Source organism: Prevotella jejuni, assembly GCF_900187995.1.
Taxonomy (GTDB): Bacteria; Bacteroidota; Bacteroidia; order Bacteroidales; family Bacteroidaceae; genus Prevotella; species Prevotella jejuni.
The window spans coordinates 1-13,156 of the sequence record NZ_FZNZ01000035.1 but is presented as its reverse complement, the minus strand read 5'-3'; the positions used below and the strand labels follow the sequence as shown (position 1 = coordinate 13,156).

The window sequence follows — 13,156 nt, the reverse complement described above, 5'->3', positions numbered from 1 at the left end:
TTTTATAATATTTTACATATTAACTTCTGTTTTGTATTGATAATCAGTCTTGTCTCTGTTCTTTATAAGTCTTATGCCTATTTGGAATGTCCTCAAATGGATATACTGACCACAACTAACCCTGTTAAGGAGTGGTAGAGACTGAGACAATGAAATGTATTCATGCTTGTTCCCAGTCTCTTGTTTATATGTGATAATGTTTTTGTATTATTCTGCGCAATTCTGTGAACTAACGGCAACAAGCATCCAAACAGTCTTCTCCTGCTCTTTGAGGAAATCGCTTACCAGTGAAACAGTTGTGTCATCGTGTGCGTCAGAAGCAACCTCGATGATTCTACGCTCACGTGCAATCAGTGTCTTGTAGTAGCCCAAGAGCAAGTCAACAGCCTCTTTGCTACAGCTAACGACACCAGCTTCTTTAATCTCAGCTGATTGCAGATATGCACTGAAACGGCTCTCTGGATTGCTACCTAACTGAAGGATACGCTCAGCAACCTCGTCAACCTTCTCTGCTGCATCGTTGTAAAGTTCCTCATACTTACTGTGCATTACAAAGAACCCATGTCCCTTTACGTTCCAATGGAAACCACGGAGGTTGCTATAGAACACCTGAAGGTCGGCCAACAAAACTGATAGTTCGTTTACTATGTTCTCTACTTTCTTTTCGTTTAATCCTAATACTTCTAATCTTTTCATCATGAATATATTTTTAAGTTGTTGTTTCTTGTTTACGAGTGCAAAGTTAGTGAGTTTGTTATTCTACCACAACAGATATTATCTATACGGTCATTGATTTAATCTATAATATACTTATACGTACTGATTATAAGTTAGTTATAGGCAATTAAGAAGGTTAAAGAGTATGTGAATAATTGTATGTGTGAAGGAGTCGATAGTCGAAAAGTAGGGAAGACGGTAAAGGGAAATATTAAATACTTTTAATAAGGTGTGAGAAAAAACGGAAAAAACCAGTCTGTTTGATATTTAATTGCTAAATTTGCATGCAATAAATTTCTAAAATACAATTATGTCATCATTTGTTGCAGACAAAATCACAATGGACGGCTTAACCTACGATGACGTCCTTTTAATTCCGGCTTATTCAGAAGTACTGCCCAAAGAGGTGGTGTTGAAAACCAAGTTTTCACGTAACATTGATCTTAACGTACCTTTCGTCACAGCAGCGATGGACACCGTTACAGAGAGTTCTATGGCGATTGCGATAGCACGTGAGGGAGGTATCGGTGTGATTCACAAGAATATGAGCATTGAAGACCAGGCTCGTCATGTGGCTATTGTGAAACGTGCAGAGAATGGTATGATTTATGATCCTGTGACTATTCGTAAGGGTCGTACGGTGAAGGATGCACTTCAGATGATGGCAGACTACCATATTGGTGGTATCCCTGTCGTTGATGAGGATAACCATCTTGTGGGTATTGTTACCAATCGCGACCTCCGTTTCGAGCGTCATCTGGATAAACTTATTGATGACGTGATGACGAAAGAGAATCTCGTTACGACACATCAAAAGACTGATCTCACAGCAGCAGCACATATTCTTCAAGAAAATAAGATTGAGAAGTTGCCTGTTGTCGATCGTGACAACCGCCTTATTGGTCTGATTACCTATAAGGATATCACAAAGGCTAAGGATAAGCCAATGGCTTGCAAAGACGAGAAGGGACGTCTGCGTGTTGCTGCTGGTGTCGGTGTCACAGCTGATACGATGGAGCGCGCACAAGCACTTGTAGCTGCAGGTGTAGATGCAATCGTAATTGATACAGCACATGGTCACTCTGCTGGTGTTATCGGAAAGTTGCATGACGTGAAGGCTGCTTTCCCTAACCTTGATGTTGTAGTAGGTAATATAGCAACAGGTGAGGCTGCAAAGTTCTTGGTAGACAATGGAGCTGATGCCGTTAAAGTTGGTATAGGACCAGGTTCTATCTGTACAACACGTGTCGTAGCAGGTGTTGGTGTACCACAGTTGAGTGCTATTTATGATGTTTATACGGCTTTAGAGGGAACGGGAGTACCATTGATTGCAGATGGCGGATTGCGTTATTCTGGCGATGTCGTTAAGGCATTGGCAGCAGGTGGTAGCAGTGTGATGGTAGGATCATTGGTTGCTGGTACGGAAGAGTCACCTGGTGACACCATTATCTTTAATGGACGTAAGTTTAAGAGTTATCGTGGTATGGGTTCATTGGAGGCAATGGAACAGAAGAATGGCTCACGTGACCGTTATTTCCAGAATGATGTTGGTGATGTGAAGAAGCTCGTTCCAGAGGGTATCGCTGGTCGTGTTCCTTATAAGGGAACTGTCCAAGAAGTTATCTATCAGCTTGTCGGTGGTCTTCGTTCAGGTATGGGCTATTGTGGTGCAGCATCTATAGCAGACTTACATAACGCAAAGTTCACACGTATCACTAATGCTGGTGTGATGGAGAGTCATCCTCATGACATTACCATTACCAGTGAGGCACCGAACTATTCACGTCCAGAGTAATAGTAAAAGACGAAAAATATTCACCCTCTTCCCTGTCTTTCGGGGGAGAGGGTCCCTGCGTTAAAATAATAACAATGAAATTCAAAGCGATTTTGTCAGTAGTATTGCTCTCCACGACAATGGCATACGGACAAACTGACCCAACAATAATGACTATCAACGGCAAGCCTGTGAGCCGTTCGGAATTTGAGTATTCATATAATAAGAATAATGCTGATGGAGTGATTGATAAGAAGAGTGTAGATGAGTATGTTAATCTCTTTATCAATTACAAATTGAAGGTACAGGCTGCGCTCGACGCACACCTTGACACACTCAGCTCTTTTAAGAAAGAGTTCTTAAGTTATCGTGACCAGCAGGTGCGCCCAACCTTTATTACAGATGCTGATGTTGAGGCTGAAGGACATAAATTGTATCGTGAAGCAAAGCAGCAAGTAGAAGCTAATGGAGGTATGTGGCATTGCGCACATATCCTTATCGGGATGTTACAGAGTGCTGATAAGGAAGAGGCTGAGACAGTGAAGCAGTTGGCTGACTCTATCTATACAGCCATTCGTGGTGGTGCTGATTTTGCAGAACTGGCAAAGAAATATTCTACAGATGTTAATTCTGCCAAGAATGGTGGTGAGTTACTACATCTTCAGAAAGGTCAGACTGTGCCAGAGTTTGAGAAGGTGCTGTTTGCTTTGAAGCCAGGAGAGATAAGTGCTCCTGTTCTTTCTCCTTTTGGTTATCACATCATCAAGATGATAGGTCGCGAGGAATTCCCAAGTTATGAGACGCTACATCCTGATATCATGCGCTATATTGAGATGCAGGGATTGCGTGACCAAATAATCGAACAGAAGCTTGATTCACTTGTGGAGAGTGAAGGGAAGGGAGCTACACAAGAAGAAATTCTTGCAAAGAAGCTTTCTTCGTTAGAGAAGGAAGATGTAAATCTCAAGAATCTTATCCGTGAGTATTATGACGGTCTACTGATGATAGAGATGAGTAATCGTACCGTTTGGGATAAAGCGGCCAAGGATGAGAAGGCGTTGGAAGCTTATTTCCTTAAGCATAAGAAACAATATAAATGGACAGAGCCACGTTTTAAGGGTATAGCCTATCATGTAAAGAAGAAGGAAGATGTGGAAGCTGTGAAGGCATGCGTTAAGGATGTGTCTTTCAATCAATGGGCAGAGAAGCTACGTGATAAGTTCAATGCAGATAACACAATTCGTATCCGTGTAGAAAAGGGAATCTTTCGAAAGGGCGATAATGCATTGGTAGATCGTGACGTCTTTGGTGAGAAGACAACTGTGAAACCTGTTGCTGGATATCCTATAGACGCCGTTTATGGTAAGAAGATAAAAGCACCAGAGAGCATGGATGATGTGCGTGACCTCGTTGTATCAAATTATCAAGAGGAACTTGAGAAGGCGTGGGTAGAGTCATTGCGCAAGAGATATAAGGTAGTTGTTGACAAGAATGTTCTTTCAACAGTCAATAAGCATTAAGATAATACAGCATTTCAATGAAGATAAATAAAGGAAAAACAATTGTCCTACTCGTAGGAACAGTTCTCACGGCAATGGGGCTGCATGCTGGTGCATTCTGTCCCAGCGGTCAACCTATTGCTCTGTCAGACTCAATGAAGGCCGATACAGCAGCGGTAGACAAACCGAATAGTGTTGTTGACGAGGTTATCTGGGTAGTAGGTGATGAACCTATCTTGAAGTCAGAAGTAGAGATAATGAAGCTTCAGAGTGAGGCTGAAGGAGTGAAATGGAATGGTGATCCTGAGTGTATTTTGCCTGAACAGATTGCAGTTCAGAAGCTATTCCTTCATCAAGCGGCTATCGATAGTGTTGAAGTCTCTGAGTCGGAGATTGCACAGGGTGTTGATCAACAGATTAACTATTGGATTTCTTTGCCACAGATAGGTTCTAAGGAGAAGCTTGAGCAGTTCCAAAACAAGAGTATGACGCAGATCCGACAGGACCTACATGACGACTATAAAAACCGTCTGCTTGTACAGAAAATGCAAGAGAAGCTCGTAAGTGATGTGAAGGTTTCGCCTGCTGAAGTACGCGAGTACTTTAAGAAACTCCCCGTTGATAGTATTCCTATGATTCCAACAACGGTTGAGGTAGAAATCCTTACACAGACTCCAAAGGTTGAGCCTGAGGAGGTTAATCGTATTAAGAACTTACTACGTGACTATACAGACCGAGTGACAAAGGGTGAGACTTCTTTTGCAACCTTGGCTCGTCTTTACTCAGAAGACCCAGGCTCTGCTCGTCAAGGTGGTGAGTTAGGCTATATGGGACGTGGTGTACTTGATCCAGCGTTTGCTGCTGCAGCTTTTAATCTGACGGATCCAAAGAAGGTGTCAAAGGTTGTGGAGAGCGAGTTTGGTTACCATATCATTCAGCTGATAGACCGTCGAGGTGATAAGGTGAACGTTCGTCATATCCTTTTGAAGCCGAATGTGTCAATTGCTTCTATCGATGCTGCTAAGGAGCGATTAGATTCGATAGGTAAGGATATCCAAAAGGGTAAGTTTACATTTGAGGATGCAACAGCTTATCTCTCTGATGATAAGGACACGAAGAACAACCATGGATTGATGGTTAACTCTCAAGAGAATACTCGTACATCACGTTTTAAGATGAAGGATCTTCCGACAGAGGTGGCTCGTGTTGTTGATACGATGAAGGTTGGGGAGATTTCTGTACCATTCCAGATGACCAATGCACGTGGTAAAGTCGTTTGTGCAATCGTGAAGTTGAAGGAACGTATACCAGAACATAGAGCAACAATCACAGAAGACTTCCAAGCAATGCGTGATATCGTCACGGCAAAACGCAGAAAGGAAATTCTGCACGATTGGGTTGTGAAGAAAGTAAAAGAGACATACGTGCGGATTAATCCTCGGTATAAGAGTTGTAATTTCCAATACGAAGGTTGGCTTAAATGACAATAAACAGCAAGTATAAAGATACATTTTGCGGGCATAGAATCTTGTTAATTATGATTCTATGCCTGTTTGGGCTATGGCAATCCCAGTCGCTCCGAGCACAGAATGCAACGGAGAAGAAGGGAGATAAGTTCTATATTGACCATGCCGACAATCTACGTCATAATCAATTGGAAATGCCTGATGTGATGATTGCTAAAGGCGATGTTCGTTTCCGATATAAGGGTATGACGCTTAAGTGCGATAGTGCTTATTTCAATGAGAAGTCTAATTGGTTTAAAGCTTTCAGCCGTGTGCATATCACTCGCCCTGGTGGAGTGAACCTTGACTGCCAACGCTTACATTATGATGGCTTTGGACAGATGGTACATGCACGTGGTAAGGTGGTTGTTAGAGAGCCTGGGCGGTCGCTTCGTTGTGACAGTTTGGACTATAACACTGCTTCAAAGGTGGCCAATTACTTTGGTGGACGTGGTACGCTGGTCTATAATGGGAACACTGTTGTTGCTGATCAGGGTGATTATAATACGGAGACACATGATGCCAACTTCTTTGGTAATGTTGTGATGTACACTCCGAAGTATCGTATTACTACCCCGGAAGCACATGGTAACACGGAGACGGGACTTGTCCACGTTATCGGTAAGTCTGTTATAAAGACGGCTAAAGGTGAGGTCGTGCATACGACTGATGGTACTTACAATAGTAAGACCGACCACATGGAACTAAATGGCCGCTCAACAATCACTTCTCCTAAGCAGGATGTTGAGGGTGATAACATTATTTATAATAGTACGACGGGTGATGCAGAAGGCCATGGGAATGTGAAGATTGTTGATAAAGCAAACAATCGTACCATCATTGGTCAAGACGTTTTCTATAATGAAAAGACTGGACACAGTAATGCACGTGGCAATGTAAAGATTGATGATCGTAAGGCGCAACGTGTTATTACTGGCGATGAGGTGACATATAATGCTAAAACTGGGTACAGTGAAGGGCATGGCAATGTAAAGATTGTTGATAAACTGAAGCAACGCACTGTCACTGGTCGCGACCTTAGTTATAATAGTAACACACATGAAGGAACGGGCGAAGGTAATGTCTATTATATTGATTATAAAGGTAAGCATGCTTTCTATGGCGATTACCTACATTATACCGACTCTGCTGCGATCGCTTTCGGAGGTAGTCCTGGTCCTGTTGCTAAGGATTTCTCTCAGGGTGATACCCTCTTTGTTCATGCGGATACAATCAGTATGAAGGGTTTTCACATGAACACGCCACAAATGTATCGTGAAATCTATGGTGTGAATAATGTGCGTGCTTATCGTACCGATGTGCAAGCTGTATGTGGATTTGTTATAGCTAACTCTAAGGACTCCTGCATGACGATGTATGATTATCCTATTGTGTGGAGTGGAACACGTCAGTTAGTGGGTGATTCTATTAAGGCATATATGAACGACTCAACCATCCGCCAGGCCTTTGTCTATGGTAATGCTTTCTCCATAGAAAAGCTATCAGGAGGTAAATATTTCAACCAGATATCCTCTAAGGATATGCGGGCAGACTTTGTGAAGGGTGTTGTTCGGCGTGTAGACGCTTGGGGTAATGTGGAAGTTATCTATTATCATACGGATAAAGATAGTACGCTGATAGGACATGATTATACCGAAACAGATACGTTACGGATGTTTATCTCACCTGAGCGAAGACTTCAGAAGATATGGATGCCAAAAGCGAATGGTGTCATTAGTCCGATGACACAGATTCCTCCCGACAAGCTGAAACTACCTCACTTTGAGCTTTTTGATGAGGTTCGTCCTAAGGATAAAAATGATATCTTCCGTCGTGCAGCACGTAAAACAAGTGCTACCGTACGTAATGCGAGAGTGTCTTTGCCTCCTCGTCAGCATATAGAATGACGATGTTTTACTTAAAGTTCATAATGAAATGCTTTTCTTTCAATCATCACGTCCGCGTCGTTTCCATCATGAATATATGTTTGTTGACGAGCGAAAAGAATTGCTAAACGATATAGAGCAGCGTGCACGCTGTGAGGTGGATGGGAAGGAGGTATCCGAACGTCAGTATCGAGAGGAGTTACAGCGCAAGTTAGGCGATTCCTTGAAGCCACAGATGTTGCGTCATCGACGTAATCGCTTTACGGCTATGTGGGTATCGTTGATTCTTTCGGCAGGTGTTATCGCCCTTCTTATCTTATTTTTATTTATAGCTTTATAGGATTATTCATGAGTGATATTATACAACTTCTCCCAGACAGTGTAGCCAATCAGATTGCTGCTGGTGAGGTTATCCAGCGTCCAGCTTCTGTTATTAAGGAGTTGGTGGAGAATGCCATTGATGCCGGAGCAACGCATATTGATGTGTTGGTCGTTGATGCTGGTCGCACTTCTATTCAGGTTATCGATGATGGGAAAGGTATGTCGGAGACGGATGCACGCCTTTCTTTTGAACGGCACGCCACGTCTAAGATACGTAAGGCTGACGACCTCTTCTCTCTTCGTACGATGGGGTTTCGTGGGGAGGCATTGGCTTCTATTGCCGCAGTGGCTCAGGTTGAATTGAAGACACGTATGGCGAGTGAGGATTTGGGTACACATCTCTCTATTGCAGGAAGTCGTTTTACTGGGCAGGAACCTTGTTCTTGTCCTGTGGGAAGTAATTTCTTGGTAGAAAATCTCTTCTTCAACGTACCAGCTCGTCGTAAGTTCTTGAAGTCGAATACTACAGAACTTAATAATATCATCACAGCCTTTGAGCGTATCGTATTGGTCTATCCACAGATATCTTTCACGCTTCACAGCAACGGGACAGAGCTTTTTAACCTCCGTTCTTGTAGCTATCGTCAACGTATTGTTGAGGTGTTTGGTAAACGACTCAATCAAGATCTGCTACCAATTGACGTTGATACGACTCTTTGTCATATCCACGGCTTTGTAGGTAAACCAGAGGCTGCAAGGAAGAAGGCACCCCATCAGTATTTCTTCGTCAATGAGCGCTATATGAAACATCCTTATTTCCATAAGGCTGTTCTTACGGCTTTCGACCGACTCATTCCTCAAGGCGAGCAGGTTCCTTATTTCCTTTACTTCGATGTGCCTGCTGAGAATATTGATGTGAATATCCATCCTACTAAGACTGAGATTAAGTTCGAGAACGAGCAAGCTATTTGGCAGATTTTGCTTGCAGCTGTAAAGGAGTCTGTAGGACGCTTTAATGATATCCCTGCTATTGATTTTGATACAGAGGGGAAACCAGATATTCCTGTGTTTAATCCTAATACTGGTACGGCTGCACCAAAGATTGACTTTAATCCTAATTATAATCCTTTCAAGCAGTCTTCTTCTGTAAAGACTTCGGCTCCTGATGGATGGGAAGAACTCTATACAGACTTGGGTTCTGGTGGTGAGATTCGTCAGTCTAAGCTCTTTGATCAGAATGAAGATGAGATGATTACCAGTAGCTTGGGTACTGGAACCAATGCTGTGGAGGAGGGTTCTATTATTCCTTCTGCTGTCACACAGCCTGTTGAAGAGTCTTTGATAGAAGACAAGGCACCATTGCATTATCAGTATAAGGGATGTTATATCATGACAGCTGTGAAATCGGGACTGATGATTATCGATCAGCATCGTGCACATATCCGTATCCTTTATGAGGAGTATTTACGTCGATTGTCCGAACATAAAGTACATTCTCAGAAGGTATTGTTCCCTGAGATGGTTCAGTTCTCTGTGTCCGACCAAGTTGTTCTCGACCAGATTTTACCAGAGATGGCTGAGATGGGCTTCCAACTTGATAGTCTTGGTGGAGGGAGTTATGCTGTCAATGGTGTCCCTGCTGGTATCGAAGGGTTAAATGTTGTGACACTTATCGGTGATATGGTTGCCTCAGCAATGGAGAGTGGAGCAAGTGCTAAGGAAGAAATAGACCAGGCCTTAGCATTAAGTCTCGCTCGTAATGCGGCTATTCCACAAGGTCAGGTGTTGAGTGGCCTTGAGATGGATAATCTTGTCAACGAACTCTTTGCGTGCGGTAATGTCAACTATACTCCTTCTGGCGAACCAGTAATTGCGATTATGAAGCAACAGGATATAGAGCATCTCTTTCATAGTTAATTGTCTATTTTATGACAGTTTGTTATATAAGCCTTATTAGCGCTAATTGGCCTAATAAGGCTTATAGTTTATTAATATCTTTCTGAGTTAATGTTCGATAATGTCTCTAAAGTTTGTAGATTACTCTATTATAAGTTTTCTTTTTAGTTGCTGTCAGTTTTAACATTTCGTGCAATCGTACTGTAAATAAGTTAGTTAGATGATGAATCCTAATGACAGTAATGACAGCAAAATCGAAACGCACCAGAAGAGGAGATGAGCTCTCACCCCAATCTTCTTCTCTAAACTGGCATTTACTGGCCGAAGGAGAGTGACGATTGCTATACCTCTATAAGGTAGATGGAAAAAGGAGGACCTTCAGAATTTTAGTGTGATAATGAGCTGCCTAAACTTAGGTCCCTGACGAAATATCACACAGTGCAATGGAGAGTATGGAGGGTTATGAAACAAAGCAATGGTAGTCACGGAGACTCCGTCGGTGTGGGGAGCGACAGCGGTAGTTTGCCAGTTTTATTAGAAACTCTTTATCCAAAGCAGTTATCTCAGAAATAATCAGGAATCTGTATGCTACACCTTTGTCGCTCTTTGTGCCATCGGCAACTCTGTGGCATTGCCTTTACCTCCGTCCCTTCTTTCCCTCCGTATGCCTTATTATATGAGAGTTTTAGTTATCACTATATATCGGAAGACCTAAATATATTGATAAGGAAACACAACAATGGGAAACCGACAACGGTACCTAAGATTTGACCTAAGGTAACCATTGGAATATATTTGAAGATATTTCTCATAACTGATGTGCTTGGATTTTCACTCTCCCCTACTTGCTAAACCGTTTCTTACTCATTACATAATAACCTTACTCTTTACTCTTAAATCGTCTTTCAAACTCCTCCTTTGGCATCTTATATTTCAAGTAGTTAATGACATTGTTCCGATAGAATTTATCCATAAAGACAGAGTCAGTATCCTTGCCACTAAACCATATCGGTTCACTAACACCTACAGCTTTCAGTACAGGTACTGGATTATCCTTGGTCCCATACTCGGGATTATTCATATCGTCACGATTAACAGTAAGTATAAGTTCTTTCTCCCAATAATTCCCATCAACATTTTGAAAAGAAATAATGTTCATACATTTATTATATTCTGAGCAGAAAAAGATACAATAGTCAGCACTCGGATTACTAAAATACTTTTTTGAATCGTAGGTTACCTTAAATCTCTCGCCCAAAGGAAATCTTTCTTTATCACAATTATGTAAAACTTTATCAGATTTATATGACGGCATTACTACTTTAATAGTTATACAACTATCAATGTATTTTTGATAAGCTTGTGAAGCATCATTATTATATTTGTTCTTATAATACAATGCATCAACTATCTTGGGCATCATCGGTACAATAAATAGTGAACCAATAATACTCCCGATAGTTACCCAAGGAACAAAACTGATAAATTTGACTTTTGCCATCACGATCTACTTTCCTTTCTTAAATCGTCTTTCAAACTCCTCCTTTGGCATCTTATACTTCAAATAGTTAATGACATTGTTCCGATAGAAATTATCCATAAAGACAGAATCAGTATCCTTGCCACTAAACCATATCGGTTCACTAACACCTACTGCTTTCAGTACAGGTACAGGATTATCCTTTGTTCCATACTCGGGATTATTCATATCGTCACGATTGACTGTAAGGTAAAGTTCTTTTTCTCCATAGCTTCCATTAACATCCTTAAATGCTATAATATTCATATACTTTTTATACTCCTTACAATAGAAAGAAGTATAATCAGCACTTGGGTTATTAAAATAATTACGGGAGTCATTGGTCGTATCAAATCTTTCATATAGAGGATACTTTTCTCTATCAACATTATGTAAATATAGTTTAGACTCCGCATTAGGCATAGATACTTTTATAATATAGCTATTATCTTTATATTGCTTATAGAACATAGCTGTATTTTTATTATACTTCTCTTTATAATAAAATTTATCTATTAGATTTGATACCATCGGTACTACAAAAGCTGAACCTATAAGACTTCCTATCAGCACCCAAGGGAAAAAACCTGCATATTTCAATAATTTCATTATTATAATGTATTTGCTATAACAGTAATATTTTTCTTATTTTCTTTACGACTCTTTATAATTTCTTTTACTATATCCTCGTACATTTTATTCTCATCTTTATTATCCCCCCATTCTATCTGATTACTAACTATCGAACTCAGAATACCAATTCCGATACCACTAAGAGTAAACCATTTATTTGAAATATTCCATTTGAAAGCCTTGGTTTTACCTGACCAGATTCCTTTCCAAAATTCATGAGGAATATCACCCATACCCTTCTGTGCACCATACGCCAGATCACTTGCCCACATTGCATGCCCTGCACCAGCCATATCTCCCTTCAACTTATATTCTAATGCTCTCTCGTTAAAGTTCATTGCTTCTTTGGTAAGTATCTTATTACCTATTATAATACCCATAACAGTCTCTGCACCAGAATATCCTGTACTCACTGCAGTGCCTGCACCAGCATTCTTCATATCATCATCAGTTAAGATATCATGTTTCGTATTTATAGATACTTTGTCATCATCTTTCTCAAGTGCTAACTTAGCATAGTTGTTTTGCGAAACGACAGTGTCATCACGATAACTACTATTGCCACCTTTCAAATAATCATACACAGATAATCCCGAGCCAAGGACAAGACCAACAACAGCTCCACCTGCCTGCCCCTCAAAACCTGCAAGCAAAGCATTTGCACCATTACCTATGAAGCCTTGCTTAGTTTTTGACCAAAAATTCTTATTTCCTATTTCATTATTGGTTTTACTAATCATCTTTGCAAGTTCTACAGCTTTTGCATGATCCATAACCAATGAGACTACGCCACCTTTGGAACAAGTAAGTATCGAACGTTCCAAAAGAGCATTACTTTTCTCCAGATAGACCTTTCGATGAAACAAACTCCACTCTCCTTCAAGAGAACTATCACATTCGTTAGCTAAGTATTTGTAAGTTGCAGCCGCTCCGCAGGATGCTACTCCTCCAACAAGCAATGCCATTGAGGTTACAAAAGCTACATTTGTAGCCGTTGTTGCAATGGCTGCTGCAGCACCAACCACAGCAGCACCAGCTCCTGCTGTTGCTATTACAAATGTAACAACCAAACGTGAATTCAACAAGCAAGTGCAAATTTACTTAATTAGTTCGTAAAAGCAGTCCTGTGGTGTTTTAAAATCTAATTTCTTTCTTGGTCTCATGTTAATTTTCTTTGAATACTTAGTTATTTGTTGCTGGCTGATATGCTCAAAGGTTTCTTTTTTTGGCACGTATTGCCTAATTAGTCCGTTAGCATTTTCTATAGCGCCTTTCTGCCATGAAGCGTATGGGTCAGCAAAATATATGGTAACACCAAGGCTTTTGGCTATCATTTCATGACAAGCGAATTCTGTACCATTGTCAGTTGTAATAGACTTGATATGCTCTTTGAATGGAGACAGTAA

Annotated in this window: 11 protein-coding genes; 6 read left to right on the top strand and 5 right to left on the bottom strand. The window is 40.9% G+C overall.

Going from position 1 to position 13,156, the window contains the following annotated elements:
* Window positions 1-207: 207 nt before the first annotated feature.
* Window positions 208-696, bottom strand: a complete 489-nt coding sequence (locus tag CHB62_RS11855; RefSeq protein WP_009012663.1) for a Dps family protein — start codon at window positions 694-696, stop codon at window positions 208-210.
* Window positions 697-1,027: 331 nt separating this feature from the next.
* On the opposite strand from CHB62_RS11855, the gene guaB reads away from it, so the two are divergent.
* The 6 genes from guaB (at window position 1,028) to mutL (ending at window position 9,619) form a co-directional block, all read left to right on the top strand.
* Window positions 1,028-2,512, top strand: coding sequence for an IMP dehydrogenase (guaB, locus tag CHB62_RS11850; protein ID WP_009012664.1), 1,485 nt, complete (start codon window positions 1,028-1,030; stop codon window positions 2,510-2,512).
* A gap of 74 nt (window positions 2,513-2,586) precedes the next feature.
* Window positions 2,587-4,011, top strand: a complete 1,425-nt coding sequence (locus CHB62_RS11845) for a peptidylprolyl isomerase (protein WP_089367005.1) — start codon at window positions 2,587-2,589, stop codon at window positions 4,009-4,011.
* Between the two features lie 17 nt (window positions 4,012-4,028).
* Window positions 4,029-5,474, top strand: a complete 1,446-nt coding sequence (locus CHB62_RS11840) for a peptidylprolyl isomerase (protein WP_089367004.1) — start codon at window positions 4,029-4,031, stop codon at window positions 5,472-5,474.
* Between the two features lie 53 nt (window positions 5,475-5,527).
* The gene (locus CHB62_RS11835; protein ID WP_089367003.1) at window positions 5,528-7,402 is read left to right on the top strand and encodes an OstA-like protein; all 1,875 of its coding nucleotides are present in this window, start codon (window positions 5,528-5,530) and stop codon (window positions 7,400-7,402) included.
* Between the two features lie 28 nt (window positions 7,403-7,430).
* Window positions 7,431-7,721, top strand: a complete 291-nt coding sequence (locus CHB62_RS11830; RefSeq protein WP_089367002.1) for an Ntn hydrolase family protein — start codon at window positions 7,431-7,433, stop codon at window positions 7,719-7,721.
* 8 nt (window positions 7,722-7,729) lie between these two features.
* Complete coding sequence (mutL, locus tag CHB62_RS11825; RefSeq protein WP_089367001.1) at window positions 7,730-9,619, top strand: DNA mismatch repair endonuclease MutL; 1,890 nt, start codon at window positions 7,730-7,732, stop codon at window positions 9,617-9,619.
* A gap of 859 nt (window positions 9,620-10,478) precedes the next feature.
* Here mutL and CHB62_RS11820 read toward each other — a convergent pair.
* The 4 genes from CHB62_RS11820 to CHB62_RS11805 form a co-directional block, all read right to left on the bottom strand.
* Window positions 10,479-11,102, bottom strand: coding sequence for a DUF8188 family protein (locus CHB62_RS11820; protein WP_089367000.1), 624 nt, complete (start codon window positions 11,100-11,102; stop codon window positions 10,479-10,481).
* Between the two features lie 3 nt (window positions 11,103-11,105).
* Window positions 11,106-11,726: a DUF8188 family protein gene (locus tag CHB62_RS11815; protein ID WP_089366999.1), complete on the bottom strand. Its 621-nt coding sequence runs from the start codon at window positions 11,724-11,726 to the stop codon at window positions 11,106-11,108.
* A gap of 2 nt (window positions 11,727-11,728) precedes the next feature.
* Window positions 11,729-12,820, bottom strand: a complete 1,092-nt coding sequence (locus tag CHB62_RS11810) for a PAAR-like protein (protein ID WP_141240428.1) — start codon at window positions 12,818-12,820, stop codon at window positions 11,729-11,731.
* A gap of 27 nt (window positions 12,821-12,847) precedes the next feature.
* A partial coding sequence (locus CHB62_RS11805; RefSeq protein WP_141240394.1) for an IS30 family transposase occupies window positions 12,848-13,156 on the bottom strand: 309 nt, incomplete at its 5' end.

Bases quoted from the DNA above. Each gene is read 5' to 3' on its own strand.
- CHB62_RS11855 (WP_009012663.1), bottom strand. From the start codon at position 696: ATGAAAAGATTAGAAGTATTAGGATTAAACGAAAAGAAAGTAGAGAAC.
- guaB (WP_009012664.1), top strand. From the start codon at position 1,028: ATGTCATCATTTGTTGCAGACAAAATCACAATGGACGGCTTAACCTAC.
- CHB62_RS11845 (WP_089367005.1), top strand. From the start codon at position 2,587: ATGAAATTCAAAGCGATTTTGTCAGTAGTATTGCTCTCCACGACAATG.
- CHB62_RS11840 (WP_089367004.1), top strand. From the start codon at position 4,029: ATGAAGATAAATAAAGGAAAAACAATTGTCCTACTCGTAGGAACAGTT.
- CHB62_RS11835 (WP_089367003.1), top strand. From the start codon at position 5,528: ATGATTCTATGCCTGTTTGGGCTATGGCAATCCCAGTCGCTCCGAGCA.
- CHB62_RS11830 (WP_089367002.1), top strand. From the start codon at position 7,431: ATGCTTTTCTTTCAATCATCACGTCCGCGTCGTTTCCATCATGAATAT.
- mutL (WP_089367001.1), top strand. From the start codon at position 7,730: ATGAGTGATATTATACAACTTCTCCCAGACAGTGTAGCCAATCAGATT.
- CHB62_RS11815 (WP_089366999.1), bottom strand. From the start codon at position 11,726: ATGAAATTATTGAAATATGCAGGTTTTTTCCCTTGGGTGCTGATAGGA.